This is a genomic window from Pseudomonas sp. BIGb0278 (assembly GCF_024809895.1).
Lineage (GTDB): Bacteria > Pseudomonadota > Gammaproteobacteria > Pseudomonadales > Pseudomonadaceae > Aquipseudomonas > Aquipseudomonas shirazensis.
Genome location: NZ_JANUEL010000002.1, coordinates 268,662 through 287,605, shown reverse-complemented (window position 1 = coordinate 287,605; position 18,944 = coordinate 268,662). Strand labels below are relative to the sequence as shown.

Below are 18,944 nucleotides of genomic sequence, written 5' to 3'. Positions count from 1 at the left end.
GTCAGTCTTTCCGCTGCTGCTCTTGGACCGGCTGGGCCTGGCCCTCGAGGGTGGTGTGCGGTTGAGTCAGCGGCGCTGTGGTATGCGGCTGCTGGGTTGGCGGCACTGGCTGCACCGGCGGCGGGGTCTGCTCGGCAGGTTTGTGCTCTTCATCGCTCATGGCCTTGCGAAAGCCCTTGATCGACTCACCGAGGTCACCGCCGAAGTTTTTCAGCTTCTTGGTGCCGAACACCAGGACCACCACGACCAGCAGGACGATCCAGTGTTTCCAGTCAAAAATACCCATTTTGTACTCCTGAAAAAGGTGTGTCGGCTTCGCCAATACGCTCCTTGTACAGGAGCGGCCTTGCCGGGGCGCCGGATCGGTCGGAACAGGCTGCAAGGCAGCCCCATCAATCAGTGCATCACTATCAGGCCGAAGGCTGCCGCGCTGCCTTCTCATCATGCCCGGACAAACCAAAGCGGCGGTCCAGCTCATCCAGCACCGCCTGCGGATGTTGCCCCAGTGCCGAAAGCATCACCAGGCTATGGAACCACAAGTCAGCCGTTTCGTAGATGACATCACTGCAGTCGCCGCTGTGCGCAGCGTCCTTGGCAGCAATAATGGTCTCGACCGACTCTTCACCGACCTTCTCGAGGATCTTGTTCAAACCCTTGTGATAGAGGCTGGCAACGTAGGAGCTGTCCGGGGCCGCGCCTTTGCGGGCCTCCAGTACTTCGGCAAGACGGGTCAGGGTATCGCTCATGTCAGTGGCCTGCGCGGTAAATTGCATCGGGATCTTTCAAAACCGGGTCGACGCTGACCCATTGGCCATTTTCGAAGACGCGGTAGAAGCAGCTTTCGCGGCCGGTGTGGCAAGCGATCTGGCCCAGCTGCTCGACCATCAGGATGATCACATCGGCGTCGCAGTCCAGGCGCATCTCGTGCAGCTTCTGCACATGGCCGGACTCCTCACCCTTGCGCCACAGCTTGCCACGCGAGCGCGACCAGTAGATAGCACGGTTTTCGGCGGCCGTCAGAGCCAGCGCTTCGCGGTTCATCCAGGCCATCATCAGCACCCGACCGCTTTTATGGTCCTGGGCAATTGCCGGCACCAGGCCATCGCTGTCCCACTTGATCTCGTCCAGCCAGTCTTTCATCGTCGACTCCAAAACCGGGCCCGCTTCGCTATCGGGCCTGTTGCATTAGTGTGCCAGCCAGCAGCGTGGCTGGCTATCGGCGTACCACCAGGTACAGCCCGGCGCTGAGCATCAGCCAGGCCGGCCACGCCGCTGGCGCCCCCAGGCTGACGGCGCCCGTGGCAAGGATGGCGCCACCAGCGAGCAGGCCGGCACCGAGCAGGCGCAGCGCCCATTGATCACCGTTACGACGGCGCTGGGGCATCTGCGGGTCGTGCAGGTGCGGTTGCGACAGGCGCTCGAGCAGGTCGCGGGTCATGTCGGCCAGGTGCGGCAGTTGCTCGGCCTGACTGTAGATATTGCCCAGCACCGCCTTGGGGCTCATGCGCTCGCGCATCCAGCGCTCCAGAAACGGCTTGGCCGTGCTCCACAAGTCCAGATCCGGGTACAGCTGACGGCCCAGGCCTTCGATGTTGAGCAGAGTCTTTTGCAGCAGGACCAGTTGCGGCTGGACTTCCATGTTGAAGCGCCGCGCGGTCTGGAACAGGCGCATCAGCACCTGGCCAAACGAGATGTCCTTCAGCGGCTTCTCGAAGATCGGCTCGCACACGGTGCGGATCGCGGCTTCGAATTCATTGACCTTGGTATGCGCCGGGACCCAGCCGGAGTCGATGTGCAGCTCTGCTACACGGCGATAATCACGGCGGAAGAAGGCGATCAGGTTGCGCGCCAGGTAGTCCTGGTCTTCGGCGGTGAGGCTGCCGACGATCCCGCAGTCGATGGCGATGTACTGCGGGCTCCATGGCTTGACCGTGCTGACGAAGATGTTGCCTGGGTGCATGTCGGCATGAAAGAAACTGTCGCGGAACACCTGGGTGAAGAACACCTCGACGCCACGCTCGGCCAGCAGCTTCATGTCGGTGCGCTGGTCGGCCAGGGCCACCATGTCGGTGACCGGCACGCCATAGATGCGCTCCATCACCAGCACCTTGGGCCGGCACAGGTCCCAATACACTTGCGGCACGTACATCAGATCGGAGCCTTCGAAGTTGCGCCGCAGCTGGCTCGAGTTGGCCGCCTCGCGGAGCAGGTCGAGCTCGTCATAAATGGTTTTTTCGTAGTCGCCGACCACTTCCACCGGGTGCAGGCGGCGGGCATCGGCGGACAACCGCTCGGCGCCCTTGGCGATCAGGAACAGCCAGGCCAGGTCCTGGGCGATGATCGGCTTGAGGCCAGGGCGCACCACCTTGACCACTACCTCTTCGCCGGTCTTCAGGCGTGCGCTATGGACCTGGGCGACCGAGGCCGAGGCCAGTGGCTCGACGTCGAAGCGGCTGAACACTTCGCTGACCTTGGCGCCCAGTTGCGCTTCGATCAGCGCCACTGCTTGTTGCGGGTCGAATGGCGGTACGCGGTCCTGCAGCAACATCAGCTCGTCGGCGACGTCGCTTGGCAGCAGATCGCGGCGGGTCGACAGCAACTGGCCGAACTTGATGAAGATCGGACCCAGGTCCTGCAGCGCCAGGCGCACCCGTGCGCCTCGGCTGAGCGGCGAGGGCTTGCGTGGCAGCCAGCGCCAGGGCATGAGCAAACGCAGGCTCATCAGCCACCAGGGCAGCGGTTGCTCGAACAGAATGTCATCGAGGCGGTAGCGAATCACTACACGCTGGATACGAAACAGGCGGCGGACGGCGAGCAACTTCATGCGTTATCGCTGGTATCAAGGGATCGGGCAAGGCGGCGGATGCGCGCCTCGAGGCGTTCGACATCGACCTTGACGCGGTCGAGCTCGCTGAATGCGGCCTCGGCTTCGCGGCGGCCGACCAGGGTACGGGATTCTTCGGCAAGGTACTCGGAGAGGTTCTGGCTGAAGCGCGCCAGGCCCTGCCGGGTCCAGCGTGCACGCAGGCGCAGGTGGCCGGCGAGCAGGGCGGTGGGCACCGGGCCCAGCCAACGCGACAGCTCGTACTCCCAGTCCAGCTCGAGGTCTTGCAGCACGGCCACCAGGTCGAGCAACACGGCGCTGTCGCCGTGCAGCTGCACCTGCGGGCTGTGCAGTACAGCGGTCTTGTCCTTGGCCAGGGCCAACTGGACCAGGCTACTGGCCGGTGCGCGCAGGGTGCAGTCGGCCTCGCTTTCCCAATGCGCAGCCAGCAACAGGCCATCTTCATCGGGCAGGATGTACAGCTGCAGGGCCGGCTGCAGACAGTCGATGGCGATCACCTTGCCTTCCAGCGCGGCCAGCCGCGGCAAGGCCGTGCTGTCCAGACGCAGGACGCGGTTGAGGCCATGCTCGACGCTGGCGAGCAGCCCGGCCAGCAACATCAGGGTTTGATCCCCCGGTGCACGGCGACGATACCGCTGGTCATGTTGTGATAGGTGACGCGGTCGAAACCGGCATCGACCATCATCGCCTTCAGCGTTTCCTGATCGGGGTGCATGCGGATCGACTCGGCCAGGTAACGGTAGCTTTCCGAGTCATTGGTGATCAGCTTGCCGGCCAGCGGCATGAAGGCGAACGAGTAGGCGTCGTAGGCCTTGGACATCAGCTTGCTGGTCGGCTTGGAGAACTCCAGCACCAGCAGGCGACCACCGGGCTTGAGTACGCGCAGCATGGAGCGGATGGCATCGTCCTTGTGAGTGACGTTGCGCAGGCCGAAGGCGATGGTCACGCAGTCGAAGTGGTTGTCCGGGAACGGCAGCTTTTCCGCGTCGGCCTGGACGAATTCGATGTTGCCGGCCACGCCACGGTCGAGCAGACGGTCACGGCCGACCTTGAGCATCGACTCGTTGATGTCGGCCAGCACGACCTGGCCAGTAGGGCCGACCAGGCGCGAGAACTTGGCTGCCAGATCACCTGTGCCACCGGCGATATCCAGCACCCGGTTGCCACTGCGCACACCGGACAGCTCGATGGTGAAGCGCTTCCACAGGCGGTGCATGCCGCCCGATAGCACGTCGTTCATCAGGTCGTATTTGGCGGCTACGGAGTGGAAAACCTCGGCGACTTTCTTCGCTTTCTGGCTTTCTGGCACATCTTTGTAGCCGAAATGAGTGGTGGGTTCGGCGTGTTCGCCTTTGCGCTGGTCGTTCATATCGCATCACCGGAAAAAAGTATCGCCATTCTAGGGGCAATGGGCGGATTTGTCTTGGCGGGGTGTGCCCTCGGGCAGGGGCGGGCATAATGGCGCCATTGTCTTTATATCCAGGATTGCCCGCATGACCCAGATCAGCGTTGAACGCAAACACGCCCTCGGCCGCGAAGCCGCCCGCGCCAAGGCCGAGGCGCTGGTCGACAAACTGACCCGCGAATATGGCCTGGAGGCCAACTGGCAGGGTGATCGGGTCGAAGTTTCGCGCAGCGGCGCCAAGGGCAGCGTCGAAATCGGCGACGACCTGATCCGCGTTCAATTGAAGCTGGGCATGATGATGTCGATGATGAGCGGCACCATCAAGGGCGAGATCGAACGGGCATTGGACAAGGCCCTGGCCTGAGCCTCCAGTCTTGAGGCATGTGCCGCCTCTGTGGGAGCGGCCTTGCGTCGCGATGGGCTGCGCAGCCGTCCCAGTACAGGTGCGCTCAGTGAGGCGTGCTAGGGGGCGGAAAACGGGAACAGGTCTTCGATCTGCTCCAGGCGTAGATCCCCGCGGTAGATGCGCACCCGCTCCGCCGGGTTGACTGTGCGCTGCAGTTGTTCTTCCCGGCTCATCGCGCGTGGCTCCCAGAACTTCAGGTGGCCTTTGGCAAACGCGCGTGGCGCGGCTTGTGCGCTGGAGTAATGGAAGTGCGCTTCCCATAGCTGCTGGTGCGGCATCGTGCGGTTGATGGCGTAGACATCCAGGTAATCCTTGTCCTTGAGCCGTTTACGCAGCGTGGTCGGCACGCGTTGGATCTGTACCTCGCCTTGCGCCACCAGAAAGTGCAACGCCTGGCTGTCAGGGTGGCGGGTATCAAGGTAGGCCTGCGTCAGCAGGCGGCGCTTTTCACTTTGCATTTGCCCGATGGCCTCACGCAGTTGGGTGGCAAGCGCCTGCTCCTGGCCGGCTTCAAGCTGCGTGGCAATGCCGTCCATGTCCTGGATGTGCCAGTCCAGCAGGTCGGCGAGGCTGTTGGGCTCGTTCAGGTAGCGGGCGGCCAGTGCGAGCCTGGCGTCCTTGCGCGCCAGCAGGCTTGAGCCAACACGGCGCAGGTAGGCGTTACCGGGCGGGGTCGGCGCGGCTTTGGCCGCCTCGGCCCATTGGCCGTCACGCTGCTCGTAGTGGCTGACTGCCTGGTCGGTGAGCGGATCATGCTGGACTGCAAGCGTTCCTTGATCGTTTTGCTCGGCGAGCAGCGGCTTGCCGCGAGCGGTGCGGATCAAACGACGGTTGCCCGGTCGTTCCCTGTGGGTCATCGGCACAACTGGCGGCGTGGCGCCACTGTCGTTGTCGCGCAGGGTGTTGCTCAATTGCTCGACGGTCAGTGCTTCCAGTTGGGAAAGCTCGCGGATGTAGTCCTCGACCCTGGGCTTGTCCACCGCAGGCTCGTCGAGCGACAACAGTTCGTGGGCCTTGCCCAGCGAGGCGCGGTATTCGCGCAATGCGTTGCCCAGCACCTCCACCCTCTCCGCGGGTTCCAGGGCGGTGCCTTCGAGGCTGTCATGGCTGAGCATGGCCTGATGAAAGTCACTGCTGCGAAGACCCGCCTGCAGGCGCAGCACTGCTTCAAAACTCTCGGGCTCCAGACGCGTCCTGTCGATCACCAACTGGGCGAGATCGCTGAAGATCTGTCCACGCACCATGAGGGTCGAATAGGTGCGATACGCAACCGCCTTGCTCATCTTTTCCTGCTGGTTCTCGAACTGGATTCGGTGGTCGGCGTAGATCATGCGGATGTTGGCGTCGAGCCTTTCGCTGACGGTGAGCATACGCTGGTGGGTGGTGAGGGCCTCGGCGACAGTGCGGCGAAACGTGGTGGCTAATTCGATCTCTGCTGGCTCGACAGGAAGGCGTGCGAGCTCCCGTGATTGCTGACTGAGAGAGTCGTAATCGGTCAGCTCCAGTAACCGATGATAAAGGTACTGATCGTTGTTTATGGATTGCTCATACCATTGATTGAGGGCCCGACGGGCGCGAGCCTCAGGGTCCATGCGCTGGTACTGCGGTTCGCCGAGTTCAGTGAAAAGCGCAATATTGGACTCGATCAGCACGGACTGTTTCTCGAAAATGGAGGCCATTATTCCGAGGATGGGGCGGTGTTGCTTGCGCTGCCCATGCAGGTTTTCCAGACGGATACGCAGATCATCCGGGAGCGCTGCGCGCGCATCAGGCGGCAGTTTTTCCATGTCGCTTCGAAAAGCTGCGGCTTCTTGATCATAGGCGCTGAGCAACTGCGCATTGCGTTCTGCGAGCGGTGCCAGCTTGGTCAGCTCGCTGTCGTTGTTGCGGCGACGCTGCTGCAGCGCGTTGAAATGGTCCACTTTCTCTGCGACCGCCTGGCGCCTGCTTTTCGGCATCCCGCCGGCCAGCCTCAGGTCGAGCCGCCACTCGCCGTTCCAGCGGGTGATCCAGGGGCCCTGGGCACGTTCTCGATCAGGCAGGTAGTAACCGTCCGGCGCGCCGCCCCACTGTCCCGACCACTCACTCTGGTTCTGCTCGGGGCCGACGATGCGGACACCGGCAAAGGTCTCCTGGACTTCGTAGGGCTCGTGGTCGAGCACCACATAGTGACGTTCATTCACCTTGAACAGGCCGCGCAGGCGGCCGTGCGGCTGGGCGCTGTGCCCGGCGAGGGAGATCCTTGCGCGCAGGCCGGCCAGCGTCTCACGTTGCGCCGCGGTCAAATGGCCAAGGCCTTGCCGACCCTGCCAACCACTCACCCGCAAAGGTGCCGGACGGCCTTGTTCGACGGGTTCCTGCCAGGGCGCCGGAGAGGGTTCCTCACGGTTGAGCGTGGCGCCGGGTTCGTGCGGTCTGGGCCCTTCGAGACGTGGCTTGAGGGGTGTGGACAGTGTGTCCGGTTGCGCCCCGCTGGCATGACCGTGAACCAGCAGCATGGCCAGGTTGGTCAGCACGTCAGTGACAGCCAGGGCCTTCTCTTCAGGCGTACCCCGCTCCAGCGCGGCGAGGTCATCCTTGAGTGCCGCCAGGCTGATGATCAGCCAGGCCACTGACGCGGCTGGACCGCGTAGCACCGATGCGACCGTGTTGAAGGCCAGCCAGGCCAGTTGACTGATCAGTGCCCAGCGTTGTTGAGCGTTGGAGACGCTTTGCCTGGACGCCAGCACCAGCAGGGCCTTGCCGCGGGCCTGGAACATGTGCTGGTCAAGATCGCCCTGCCAGGCGCTGAAGCGCACCCTTGCCGGCTGGCGCAATCGACTCAGCAGTGCATCCAGCATGTCTGCAGGGGCCAGCAGGTGCGCCAGTTCAGACAGATTGCGGTGCAGGTGCGGTCGCTGGAAACCACCGTCTTCATAGATCGCGCGAGCGTCGTCGTCCATCCAGTCCAGCATGTCTTGCTGCAGGGGCTGATCGGCGAGAACGCTGTCCATCAGTTGCTCGAGGTCGTCGAATTCGCGTACGACCTGCTCGTTGCAAAGCGCCCGGTAAAGCACCCAGGGCCCGTTCGCCTGGAGCCGGATCAGGAACATGCCCTGGACCTCATTGGCCGCAGCCGCTTGCGGCGCACAGAGAAACGCCAGCGGGGCCATGGCGTGGACGCTGGAGCGATCCCCGGGCCGGTCACAGAAATCGGCCAACGCCTGCCAGCTGCGGTCCCGCAACTGGCCAGCGATCTTCGCCTGGAGGGCTCCGAGCAGCAGATGGCTGCGCCATTCGCGGGCGTGCAGCCGCACCCGGTGGGCCGTGTTGCGGGCATCCTGCAGCGCGGCATTGACGTACCCCGGGTAGCGCCCGCCGATGTCGACTGTCCGTATCAACCTGTCGACATACTCAGGAGTCAGCCATTGAGGCGGTTGCGAGCCGTCGGCCAGAAGAATGCCGGTCACCGCTTCATGCTCGCCGACCTGCAGGCGGGTAATGGCCAGCGCGGTGAGCGACTCGGTTCTGAGGTATTGAAGATCGAAGGTCAGCGAAGAGGTCTGCACCCTTTGGGCAATGCTCGCCAGCACCTGGTCTGGCTGTAACAGCCTCCCCTGGGGATGATCCGCGTGCATCTGTTCACGCAGGCAGCGTGAGGCGTATTGGTTGAGGTCTTCGATATCACCCCACGAGGTCTCGCCTTTGGCCAAGGCTTGGCTGGCGGCTAACTGGAGCATGGCCGTCTGGTACTGGAAACGATCGCCCGCGCTGGCCTGGGCCAGCCAGCCCGGTACTTCGATGTTGGGTTGGGCCGCTGGCGGCCACGGCTGATCGAGAAAGCCGGCCGCAGGGTCACTGAGCAGGCTCAGCGCCGCTTCAAGTTCACGCGGGGTAGCGATATCGGCCAGTCGCAGGCGGCCAATCTCATCGAGGATGCCATTGAGCAGCTGGCGGGCCTGATGTGCGAACGTATCCTCCTCCAGCGGCGCCTTCGCCCACACCATCGATTCGAAGTGATACCGCTGTGCCAATTCGTCGCGCAGGGCGCAGGCGAGGGCGGACAGGTCGTGGTAACCGTGCACGGTGCCGGTGGGCTTGCACCAGAGCAGCAAGTCACGATCGGCGTGGCGTGCACAGAGCAACGTGCTGCTGAGTGAGAGGCAGTGCTCGACCCCCGCGCTGTTGAGCCTGACCTGCAGGGCATGGCACACCAGGCCATCGCTGCGGCCCTCGAGCAAGCCGTACAGCACGCTCTTCTCGGCGTCGCCGAGGCCCTGGCGCTGGATGTTGGCCAGCAGGTTTGCTTTCAATAACTGTTGCATCCAGCGCAGAGCGGAGATTTCCGAATCGCCTTCGCGGGCGTTCCAGAAGCCGATCTGGGCTTGCTGGAAACTGTCGATCACGCAGGCCAGCAGGGCGTCGAAATCCTGGTTGAGGTCGGCCATGCGCAGATCGATCTCTGGCTGGCCTGGCCCGGCTTGCTGCGGGTGAAACACCTGTCCCGTTGCCAGGCTGAGCTGATCGGTCGGCGCCAACGCCATGCGCTTTCCGCTGAGCAGGTGGGCGATCAGCGTGTCGACCAGCGGGCTTTGCCCAGGCCCTGCGCCGGGGGCTTGGGCGTGGATAATGCTGAAGCCTTCGAGCGATTCGAGCTGAGGGTAGCTGGTACGAATCCACGGATAGCGCCTGGCAAGCGTCTCCAGGCCTTCGTGGGCAATGACCTGGCGCAGGCTGGGGCGGTTGGCGAAGCGCGCCGCGACGAGGCGTTGGATCGAAGCGATGGGCGTTGGGGCGGCAAGCGGCATGGTGCAGGTCTCCAGTGCGAAAGGAGCTCGTACGCTAGGCCAGCGGCGGTGGTGGCCTGCGGTAAATACATCAAACGTGGGCCTGGTCGTTGCGGTTGCGTCGCTTAGGGTGAGAATTCTAATTTTTCTGCATACCGTTGTGCTCAAGCCCGAAGTCCGTGGGCAGTTCCTCCATCCCCTATGAGCGAGAGGTGCAGAGCATGGCCAAGATCAATCTGAAGAAAAAAGACGACGCCCAAGGCACGCTGGACGAAGTGCGTAACTATGCGCGCAGAGTCTGGCTGGCAGGCCTGGGCGCCTATGCCCGAGTCGGCCAGGAGAGCACCGACTACTTCAAGGAGCTGGTCAAGGCTGGCGAAGGCGTCGAGAAGCGTGGCAAGAAAGTCATCGACAAAAAGCTCGATGCCGCCAACGAGCAGATCGATGAAGCCGGTGAAGAAGTCAGCCGCGTACGTGGCAAGGTTGAAGTTCAACTCGACAAAATTGAAAAAGCTTTTGATGCGCGTGTCGCGCGTGGCTTGAATCGCCTCGGCATTCCGTCTAAACATGACGTTGAGGCGTTGTCCATCAAGTTGGAACAACTCCACGAGTTGCTCGAGCGTGTCGCGCGCAAACCATAAGGAGAGCAGGATGGCTGGCAAGAAGAATATCGATAAAGAAGGCGGCTCCTGGATCGGCGGAATCGAGAAGTACTCCCGCAAGATCTGGTTGGCTGGCCTGGGTATCTACTCCAAGGTCGATCAGGACGGCCCCAAGCTGTTTGATTCGTTGGTCAAGGACGGCGAAAAAGCCGAGAAGCAGGCGAAGAAGACCGTTGATTCGGCGGCTGATGAAGCCAAGTCGGCAACCTCTTCGCGCGTTGCCGACGTCAAGGAGCGCGCGCTGGGCAAGTGGGGCGAGTTGGAGGAAGCCTTCGACAAGCGCCTCAACAGTGCTATCTCGCGCCTCGGTGTACCGAGCCGCAACGAGATCAAGGCGCTGCACCAGCAGGTCGACACGCTGACCAAGCAGATCGAGAAGCTGACTGGCGCGTCGGTGACGCCGGTGTCCAAGGCGGCCGCAGGCAAATCTGCTGCAAAACCGTTGGCCAAAGCAGCCGCCAAAACCGCCGGCGCCAAGCCTGCAGGCAAAACGGCAGCCGCCAAACCAGCGGCTAAAACCGCAGCGGCCAAGCCTGTAGCCAAGCCGGCGGCCAAGTCTGTAGCTGCCAAGCCTGCGGCGAAACCGGCAGCGGCCAAGGCAGCGGCAGCGAAGAAGCCTGCGCCGAAGAAAGCGCCGGCCAAACCGGCAGCCAGCGCCGCTCCGGCCGCTACCGCAGCACCCGCATCTGCCGCGGCTCCGGGCAGCAGCACGCCGTCGGCACCAACGGGTACCGATACCCTGATCTGATAACGCGTCGTCTTCTTCGCGGGCGAGCCCGCTCCCACAGGTACAGCGCCGATCAGCAGCTCAGCGCAGGCTCCGTGGGAGCGGGCTTGCCCGCGAAGGCCCCAACGCCGGAGCCTCAGGTCTACCCCTCCAGATACCGCACCGCCAACTGCTCCGCCGCCGCCCGCGCCTGTGCTTGCAGGTGCGGTGCTACCAGCATCATCACCTGATACACCACCACCCCGACGTCGGCCGCGCGGCCGATCACGCGCTGATAGTCCAGCGAGAACATCAGGGTCATGGTGATCTGCTCGACCAACTGCCCCAACGCCTGAGTATCGCTGGTGACCTGCCCGTGCGCCTTGAGGCTGGCCAGCAGCGCCGCCAGGGTGCGCTTGATCGCGTTGATCAGGCTGCGCATGCCGCGGGCCAGCTTGGGCAGGCGCCCGGTCAGGTTCGACAGGTCCTGAAACAGGAAACGGTACTGGGCCATGCGCTCGACGATCAGGTGCAGGAACAGCCAGTAGTCCTCGGCGTCCAGGCGCACGTCCAGCGGCGGATCGAGCAGCGGCATCAGGGCCTCTTCGAAGCGCTCGAACAGGCCGTTGACCAACGGCTCCTTGCCGTGGAAGTGGTAGTACAGGTTGCCCGGGCTGATGCCCAGCTCGTTGGCGATTTCCAGCGTCGACACATTCGGTTCGCCCTGCTGGTTGAACAACTGCAGGGCACATTCAAGGATACGGTCACGGGTCTTCATCGAGTCAGCGCACCAATACGTAAGTGCCAGGTGCCGGCGCCAGGGGTGGATAGGTGGTGTTGCCCAGGCTGCTGCGCGGAGCCTTCAGCGGCCCCGAGCGCTGGCCGATCCACTCCAGCCACAGTGGCCACCAACTGCCTTCGCTGCGCTTGGCATCATGGAACCAGGCGCGCGGGTCGCTGCTCAGGCGTGGGTTGTCGAGGTAGTAGGCCTTGGGGTTGCCGGGCGGGTTGATGATGCTCTGGATATGGCCGCTGTTGGCCAGCACGAAGCGTTGCTTGCCGCCGACCAGCAGCGCCGAGCGGTACACCGCATCCCAGGGCGTGATGTGATCGTTGCTGCCGGCGACATGAAAGCTGTCCAGCTCGACCTGCTTGAGATTGATCGGCGTGCCGCACACCTCCAGGCCATCGGCGTGGGCCAATGGGTTGAGCTTGAAAAAGTCCAGCAGGTCGCCATGCAGGGCTGCCGGCAGTCGCGTGCTGTCGGCGTTCCAGTAGAGGATGTCGAAGGCCGGCGGGGTCTTGCCGAGCAGGTAGTTGTTGACCCAGTAATTCCAGACCAGATCGTTGGGCCGCATCCATGCAAAGATCCGCGCTACTTCAGCGCCGTCGAGCACGCCGCGCTGGTAGGAGCGGCGCTTGGCGGCTTCGACTGTCTGCTCGTCGGCAAACAGGCTGGCCGGGCTGTCGAACTGGCTGTCGAGCAGGCTCACCAGATAGGTCGCGCTGCGCACCTTGCGCAGTTGCTTCCTGGCCTGCAGATGGCCTTGCAAGGCCGCCATGGTCAGGCCGCCGGCGCAGGCGCCGAGCAGGTTCGGGTCGCGGTTGCCGGTAATGCTGCGGCAAGCATCGAGCGCTTCCTCCAGCGCCTGCACGTAGCTCGACAGGCCCCATTCGCGGTGACGCGGTTCCGGGTTACGCCAGCTGACCATGAACACCTGCAGGCCGTTCTTGAGCATGTACTGGACGAAGCTGTTGCCGGGGCTGAGGTCGAAAATGTAGTACTTGTTGATCTGCGGCGGCACGATCAGCAGCGGCCGCGCATGCTGTTGCTCGCTCATCGGCTGGTACTGGATCAGCTCCAGCAGCTCGTTGCGAAACACCACCGCGCCGGGCGTGTTGGCCACGTTGCCACCCACGGCGAAGGCGCTCTGGTCGACCTGGCGCGGCATGCCGTCGTTGTGGCGCAGGTCGTCAAGCAGGTGGCCAAGGCCGCGCAGCAGGCTCTGCCCGCCGGTGTTGAGCAGCTCTTTGACGGCCAGCGGGTTGAGCAGCGAGTTGCTCGGCGCCAGCGCGTCGTTGATCTGGTTGAGCAGAAACTGCGCGCGGGCGCGATCATCTGCTGACAGTGAACTGTGCTCGATCCACAGCCGCGATTGTTTCTGCCAGGCCAGATACGCCTGCAGGCCGCGTCGGTACAGCGGGTTGTCCTGCCAGGTCGGGTCAGCAAAGCGGGTGTCACGCGGGTGCGGCTGTAGCGGCGAATCGCCGAGCATCACCCGGCCCAGTTGGCTGCCCAGGGCGAGCAGGTGGCGGGCGGTGTGCAGCGGATCGCGCAGGCCCTGACGGCCAACCTGGCGCAGTGTCGAAATCAGGTCGCGACCGCGCAGGCCGGTGATGGCGTTCTGCACATTCATCACCGTGACCGGGGCGGGTGAGTTGCCTTTGGCCGGCTTTTCTTGCATGACAACACTCCCTCGTTGTGATGGCGTCGGTTGCACCAGCGCGGTCGCGGCGTCACTGCCCGAACAGCGCCAGATGCACAGGTGTAGCTAGGTGCCGCTGGCGGGGCGCGGGTGCATCCGTGCGCGCTGCCGTTCCTGCTCGAGAAACTTCATGATGATCGGCGCCACCGCTTCGGCCCGGGTAATCAGGAACAAGTGACCGTCGTCGATGATGTGCAACTGGGCGTTGGGGATGCGCCAGGCCAGCAGGCGCATGTTGATCAGCGGAATCAACGGGTCATCGTCACCGGCCAGCACCAGGGTCGGCTGGCTGATCTTGTGCAGCCAGTGAATGCTGGTCCAGCCAAGGCCGGCGAACAGTTGCCAGTAATAACCGAGCTTGCCGCCCGAGCGCACTTTTGCGGCATGCCGGGCAGCCAGTTCCGGGTCGCGGCGAAACGCGCCGCCGTAGATCAGCGGGGCGATACGTATCACATGGGATGGCTGCACATAACGCCGCGGGCTGGCCATCATCCACAGCACCTTGGGCTTGCCCGGCACCATCACCGCGCCGGCCGCCGTGGCCGCCAGCACCAGCTTCTTGCAGCGCTCGGGGTAATCATGGGCGAATTGCTGGGCGAGGGCGCCGCCCCAGGACACGCCGATGACGTTGACCTGGCCGTAGTCGAGGTAGTCGAGCATGCGCGCGGTCAGCTTGGCCAGGCCAGGAAAGCGATATGGCTGGCGCGGCGTCGATGAGCCGCCCACACCGGGCACGTCGAAGGCAATTACCTCGAGGTCCGGGTCAAGCGCCTCGATGAATGGAAACACCAGCTCAAGGTTGGCGCCGATGCCGTTGAAGATCAGCAACGGCGTCAGGTGCGGCTTGCCTGGGCGAACCGCCGTGCGGATGGACTGGTCGTCCAGCTCGACGGTGCGAAAAACATAGGGTTGCGGCATGCGCGAAACTCTGTGAGGAACGAAGCGCCACGGCGCTAGGCCGTGGCGGTCATGCTCAACGTTCGTGAACGTAGGTGCCCGGTGCAGCTTCGCCGGCGACATAGGCCCGATTGCCCAGCCGCGCTGGGGCTTTTTTCAGCTCGCCCGCACGCTCGCCGAGCCAGGCTTGCCAGTGCAGCCACCAGGAGTCGGCGTGCTTGATGGCGTTTTCCTGCCAGGCCAGCGGGCTGTCCGGGCGATCTTCACCGGTCATGAAGCGCGCCTTGGGATTGCCTGGCGGGTTGAGGATGCTCTGGATGTGGCCGCTGCTGGACAACACGAACTCGATCTTGCCACCGAACAGATGCGCCGAGCGGTAGCAGGCCTGCCACGGCGTGATGTGGTCGGCGGTGCCGGCCAGGCTGTAGATATCGCACTTGACCTGCTTGAGGTCGATGGCCGTGCCGCACACTTCCAACGCTTGGGGGCGGGTCAGCGGGTTGTTCTTGAACATCTCGATCAGGTCGCCGTGGAAGGCCGCCGGCAAGCGCGTGGTGTCATTGTTCCAGAACAGAATGTCGAACACCGGCGGCTCGTTGCCAAGCAGGTAGTTGTTGACCCAGTAGTTCCAGATCAGGTCATTGGGGCGCATCCAGGCAAACACCTTGGCCATGTCGCTGCCTTCGAGTACGCCGGCTTGGTAGGAGTGGCGCTTGGCTGACTCCAGGGTCTGCTCGTCGACAAACAGCGCGACCTGGTTGTCCATGGTGGTGTCGAGCACGCTGACCAGCAGGGTCAGAGCGTTGACCTTGTTCTCGCCGAGCGCAGCGTAGTGGCCGACCAGCGCGGTGCAGGTGATGCCGCCGGAACAGGCCCCAAGCATGTTCAAGTCCTTGCTGCCGGTGATCGCCAGCACCGCGTCGACCGCTTCCTTGAGCGCATCGATGTAGGTCGACAGGCCCCATTCGCGCTGGGCCTTGGTCGGGTTGCGCCAGCTGATGATGAAGGTCTGCTGGTGCGAGCGCAGGCAAAAGCGCGCCAGGCTCTTGTCCGGGCTCAGGTCGAAGACGTAGAACTTGTTGATCTGCGGCGGCACCACCAGCAACGGCCGGGCGTGCACTTGTTCGGTGATCGGCCGGTACTGGATCAGCTCGAGCACGTCGTTGCGAAACACCACTGCGCCTTCGCTGGTGCCGAGGTTCTTGCCCACTTCGAACGCGTCCTTGTTGACCTGGCTGGGCATGCCGCCATTGCTGACCATGTCCTTGGCCAGGTTGGACATGCCATCGAGCAGGCTCTTGCCGCCGGTTTCGAAGAAGCGTTTGACCGCTTGCGGGTTGGACAGGGTATTGGTCGGCGACATGGCCTCGGTCATCAGGCCGATGACGAACTGGCCGCGGCTGATGTCCTGTGGCGACAGGTCGCTGGTGCTGATCCAGTCGTTGAGCTCCTGGCGCCAGGCCAGGTAGGTCTGCAGGTAGCGTCGGTACAGCGGGTTTTGTTGCCAGGCTGGATCATTGAAGCGGCGGTCGTCGCCGGCCGGTTGCAGGCTGGACTTGCCCAGCAGCACGTTTTTCAGTTCCAGGCCAAAGTGGGCGACGTGCTTGGCGCTGTGCAGCGGCTGGCGAATGGCCTGGCGCAACACCGTACGCGCCGTGCTGAGCAGATCCTTGCGGCGAATGCCGATGATCGGGTTCAGGCCCAGGGTGTTTTCCGAGGCCTGGCGCTGCAAGTCATCGTTGTTCTTGTTACTCATCTACGACGCTCCGTTGTCCTGAGACGAGTACCGGCTGGCTGAGGCAGATACACAGCACATGCCGGTACAGATCGCTCGGGTGACCAGTGATAAGGAACAGCGCTGCGGCGAGCGGATGCGTAGTGGTGATGAGCTGCGGGGGATTCTGCGTGTGAAGACAGCCTGCTTTCGCTCGCGACCTCTACAACAACCGGCTCGGCCCTGCTTGGCTGAATGCAATGCAGGGAGCTTGCCAGCTCCATTGGTTACCCGACTTTCATGTATTGCGCAAGACAGCCCAAACCCTGGCTGGCATCAAGCCATTCAAGCAGAGCAAATTAGAAAATGCGCTCTAAACATGACAATCCTTGCGCTAGAGCATCAGCTTGACCACAGATTCGGCAGGATCGCGGGATTTGCCGGCCTTGCGCAGCTCGTCGAGATAGTCGGCCCACAGCTCGGCCTGACGCAGGCTGAGTTGTTCGAGGTATTCCCAGGTGAACAATCCGCTGTCATGGCCGTCGTCGAAGATCAATTTCAGTGCATATTGGCCGGCCGGTTCCACGCCGATGAGGCCGACGTTGATCTTGCCGAATTGCAGGATGGGTTTGCCGTGGCCCTGGACCTCGGCGGAAGGCGAGTGCACCCGCAGGAATTCGGCCGGCAGCTGGTAGACCTCGCCGGGGGCGTAGGTCAGGGCGAGGGTTTTCGAGGCTTTGTGCAGGTTGATCGCGGTTGGGAGGCGGGGCATGGGTCGGGATCTCTTTCGGAGCTGAGGGCCATGGGGGCCGCTCCGCGACCCTTTCGCGACACAAGGCCGCTCCTACAGGGGACCGCGATGTCTGTAGGAGCGGCCTTGTGTCGCGAAAGGGCTGCGTAGCAGCCCCCAGCAGTCTTACAGAATATACCGAGACAGATCTTCGTTCTGCGCCAGCTCACCCAGATGGCCGTTGACGTACTCGGCGTCGATCCGGATCGGCGCGTCGTCATGCGCGCTGGCCAGGTCGCCAGCACTGAACGAAACCTCTTCGAGCAGACGTTCAAGCAGGGTGTGCAAACGACGCGCACCGATATTTTCGGTCTTCTCGTTGACCTGATAGGCAATCTCGGCCAGACGCTTGATGCCGTCGGCCGCGAACTCGATGGTGAGGCCTTCGGTCTTGAGCAGCTCGCGGTACTGTTCGGTCAGCGACGCGTGCGGCTCCTGCAGGATGCGCTCGAAGTCTTCCGGGGTGAGCGCCTTGAGTTCGACGCGGATCGGCAGACGGCCTTGCAGCTCGGGTACCAGGTCGCTCGGCTTGCTCAGGTGGAATGCACCGGAGGCGATGAACAGGATGTGGTCGGTCTTGACCATGCCCAGCTTGGTGTTGACCGTGCAGCCTTCGATCAGCGGCAGCAGGTCGCGCTGTACGCCTTCACGGGAGACATCGGCGCCGCCGACATTGCCGCGCTTGGCCACCTTGTCGATCTCGTCGATGAACACGATGCCGTGCTGCTCGACCGCTTCGAGGGCCTTGGCCTTGAGCTCTTCTTCGTTGACCAGGCGGCCCGCTTCTTCTTCGCGGACCATCTTCAGCGCTTCCTTGACCTTGAGTTTGCGCGACTTGCGCTTGCCCTTGCCCATGTTGGCGAACAGGCTCTGCAGCTGGTTGGTCATCTCTTCCATGCCGGGCGGAGCGGCGATGTCGACGCCCATGCTCTCGGCTACTTCGATCTCGATTTCCTTGTCGTCCAGCTGGCCTTCGCGCAGGCGCTTGCGGAACAGCTGACGGGTGTTGGTATCGCTGCTCGACGGCGCGGCTTCTTCGGCAAAGCTGCTGGCGCTGCGGGCCTGTGGCAGCAGTGCATCGAGTATCCGGTCTTCGGCGGCATCTTCGGCGCGGTGGCGCACACGGATGATTTCCTGCTCACGGAACAGCTTCAACGCAGCGTCGGCGAGGTCGCGAATGATCGACTCGACGTCGCGGCCAACGTAGCCGACTTCGGTGAACTTGGTCGCTTCGACCTTGATGAACGGCGCGTTGGCCAGCTTGGCCAGGCGACGGGCGATCTCGGTCTTGCCGACGCCGGTCGGACCGATCATCAGGATGTTTTTCGGGGTGACTTCAGCGCGCAGCTCAGCCGGCAGCTGCATGCGCCGCCAGCGGTTGCGCAGGGCAATGGCGACGGCGCGTTTGGCGTCGTCCTGGCCGATGATATGGCGGTTGAGTTCGTGGACGATTTCGCGGGGGGTCATGGACATGATCTATTCGGTCCTCGGGCACAGTAATCAGTGTGGAAAAGTCCCGCGCTGAGCGGGACGCCAGAACAACTGATCACTCGGCCAGGTCCTGCTCCTCGATGGTCAGGTTGTGGTTGGTGAACACGCAGATGTCACCGGCGATGTGCAGCGCGGTTTCGGCGATTTCGCGAGCCGACAGCTCAGTCTTGTCCAGTAGTGCGCGGGCAGCGGCCTGGGCGAAGGCGCCGCCGGAACCCATGGCGATCAGGCCGTCTTCTGGCTCGACCACGTCACCGTTGCCGGTGATGATCAGCGAGGCGTCTTTGTTGGCCACGGCGAGCATGGCTTCGAGGCGGCTCAGGGAGCGGTCGGTGCGCCATTCCTTGGCCAGTTCGACGGCGGCGCGAACCAGGTGACCCTGGTGTTTTTCCAGCTGGCCTTCGAAGCGCTCGAACAGGGTGAAGGCATCGGCAGTGGCCCCGGCGAAGCCTGCAATGACCTGACCGTGGTACAGGCGGCGGACTTTTTTCGCGTTGCCTTTCATCACGGTGTTGCCGAGGGATACCTGGCCGTCGCCCGCCATGACGACTTTGCCGTGGCGGCGGACTGAAACGATGGTAGTCAAGGGAGAGTCTCCACGCAGCGGGGCGAAAATGCCTGATGCAGACTCATATGGGGGGAGGGGGGAAAGATTTCAACCTTGGCGGATGGATGGTTGGCTTCAGGGCCAAGCGATGCCCGATGGGGTACGCGGTCGGCGTAGGAGCGGCCTTGTGTCGCGTAAGGGTCGCGGAGCGGCCCCATATTTTCAGCTT

The 18,944-nt window shown here is 63.3% G+C and carries 17 protein-coding genes; 3 read left to right on the top strand and 14 right to left on the bottom strand.

Annotated features, from left to right (window positions below):
* Position 1 precedes the first annotated feature (1 nt).
* From M2396_RS10030 to ubiE, 6 genes are all read right to left on the bottom strand, one after another.
* The gene (locus tag M2396_RS10030; RefSeq protein WP_101315681.1) at positions 2–286 is read right to left on the bottom strand and encodes a twin-arginine translocase TatA/TatE family subunit; all 285 of its coding nucleotides are present in this window, start codon (positions 284–286) and stop codon (positions 2–4) included.
* Between the two features lie 124 nt (positions 287–410).
* Positions 411–746 (bottom strand): phosphoribosyl-ATP diphosphatase, encoded by a 336-nt coding sequence (locus M2396_RS10025; protein ID WP_101315683.1) that lies wholly within the window; start codon positions 744–746, stop codon positions 411–413.
* A gap of 1 nt (position 747) precedes the next feature.
* Positions 748–1,140 (bottom strand): phosphoribosyl-AMP cyclohydrolase, encoded by a 393-nt coding sequence (gene hisI / locus M2396_RS10020; RefSeq protein ID WP_101315685.1) that lies wholly within the window; start codon positions 1,138–1,140, stop codon positions 748–750.
* A gap of 73 nt (positions 1,141–1,213) precedes the next feature.
* Positions 1,214–2,824: a ubiquinone biosynthesis regulatory protein kinase UbiB gene (gene ubiB, locus M2396_RS10015; protein ID WP_101315687.1), complete on the bottom strand. Its 1,611-nt coding sequence runs from the start codon at positions 2,822–2,824 to the stop codon at positions 1,214–1,216.
* Positions 2,821–3,444: an SCP2 domain-containing protein gene (locus M2396_RS10010; RefSeq protein WP_181105772.1), complete on the bottom strand. Its 624-nt coding sequence runs from the start codon at positions 3,442–3,444 to the stop codon at positions 2,821–2,823. Before M2396_RS10010 ends, ubiB begins: the two co-directional genes overlap by 4 nt.
* Positions 3,444–4,214, bottom strand: coding sequence for a bifunctional demethylmenaquinone methyltransferase/2-methoxy-6-polyprenyl-1,4-benzoquinol methylase UbiE (ubiE, locus tag M2396_RS10005; protein ID WP_101315691.1), 771 nt, complete (start codon positions 4,212–4,214; stop codon positions 3,444–3,446). The genes M2396_RS10010 and ubiE overlap by 1 nt, the downstream gene beginning before the upstream one ends.
* Before the next feature lie 124 nt (positions 4,215–4,338).
* Here ubiE and M2396_RS10000 point away from each other — a divergent pair, with 124 nt between their 5' ends.
* Positions 4,339–4,614 carry a polyhydroxyalkanoic acid system family protein gene (locus tag M2396_RS10000; RefSeq protein WP_101315693.1) on the top strand — a complete coding sequence of 92 codons (276 nt, stop codon included), beginning with the start codon at positions 4,339–4,341 and terminating at the stop codon, positions 4,612–4,614.
* 98 nt (positions 4,615–4,712) lie between these two features.
* Here the strand turns inward: M2396_RS10000 and M2396_RS09995 are convergent, their stop codons facing one another.
* Entirely contained in the window at positions 4,713–9,443 is a 4,731-nt protein-coding gene (locus M2396_RS09995; RefSeq protein WP_259074524.1) for a DUF6543 domain-containing protein, read from the bottom strand.
* Between the two features lie 200 nt (positions 9,444–9,643).
* On the opposite strand from M2396_RS09995, the gene M2396_RS09990 reads away from it, so the two are divergent.
* Positions 9,644–10,063, top strand: a complete 420-nt coding sequence (locus tag M2396_RS09990) for a phasin family protein (RefSeq protein WP_101322926.1) — start codon at positions 9,644–9,646, stop codon at positions 10,061–10,063.
* Positions 10,064–10,073: 10 nt separating this feature from the next.
* Positions 10,074–10,832: a phasin family protein gene (locus M2396_RS09985; RefSeq protein WP_259074521.1), complete on the top strand. Its 759-nt coding sequence runs from the start codon at positions 10,074–10,076 to the stop codon at positions 10,830–10,832.
* A 121-nt stretch (positions 10,833–10,953) separates the two neighbouring features.
* On the opposite strand, the gene M2396_RS09980 is transcribed toward M2396_RS09985, so the two are convergent.
* From M2396_RS09980 to hslV, 7 genes are all read right to left on the bottom strand, one after another.
* The gene (locus M2396_RS09980; protein ID WP_101315700.1) at positions 10,954–11,568 is read right to left on the bottom strand and encodes a TetR/AcrR family transcriptional regulator; all 615 of its coding nucleotides are present in this window, start codon (positions 11,566–11,568) and stop codon (positions 10,954–10,956) included.
* A 4-nt stretch (positions 11,569–11,572) separates the two neighbouring features.
* Complete coding sequence (phaC, locus tag M2396_RS09975) at positions 11,573–13,255, bottom strand: class II poly(R)-hydroxyalkanoic acid synthase (protein ID WP_150571197.1); 1,683 nt, start codon at positions 13,253–13,255, stop codon at positions 11,573–11,575.
* A gap of 87 nt (positions 13,256–13,342) precedes the next feature.
* Positions 13,343–14,194 carry a poly(3-hydroxyalkanoate) depolymerase gene (gene phaZ / locus M2396_RS09970; RefSeq protein ID WP_101315704.1) on the bottom strand — a complete coding sequence of 284 codons (852 nt, stop codon included), beginning with the start codon at positions 14,192–14,194 and terminating at the stop codon, positions 13,343–13,345.
* 55 nt (positions 14,195–14,249) lie between these two features.
* A complete protein-coding gene (gene phaC, locus M2396_RS09965; protein ID WP_101315706.1) occupies positions 14,250–15,929 on the bottom strand; it encodes a class II poly(R)-hydroxyalkanoic acid synthase in 1,680 nt (559 codons plus the stop codon).
* A gap of 352 nt (positions 15,930–16,281) precedes the next feature.
* Positions 16,282–16,659 (bottom strand): gamma-butyrobetaine hydroxylase-like domain-containing protein, encoded by a 378-nt coding sequence (locus M2396_RS09960; protein WP_101315708.1) that lies wholly within the window; start codon positions 16,657–16,659, stop codon positions 16,282–16,284.
* Between the two features lie 144 nt (positions 16,660–16,803).
* On the bottom strand, positions 16,804–18,150 hold the full coding sequence (gene hslU / locus M2396_RS09955; RefSeq protein WP_259074516.1) for an ATP-dependent protease ATPase subunit HslU: 1,347 nt from the start codon (positions 18,148–18,150) through the stop codon (positions 16,804–16,806).
* Positions 18,151–18,223: 73 nt separating this feature from the next.
* The gene (gene hslV / locus M2396_RS09950) at positions 18,224–18,754 is read right to left on the bottom strand and encodes an ATP-dependent protease subunit HslV (protein ID WP_188035187.1); all 531 of its coding nucleotides are present in this window, start codon (positions 18,752–18,754) and stop codon (positions 18,224–18,226) included.
* Positions 18,755–18,944 lie beyond the last annotated feature (190 nt).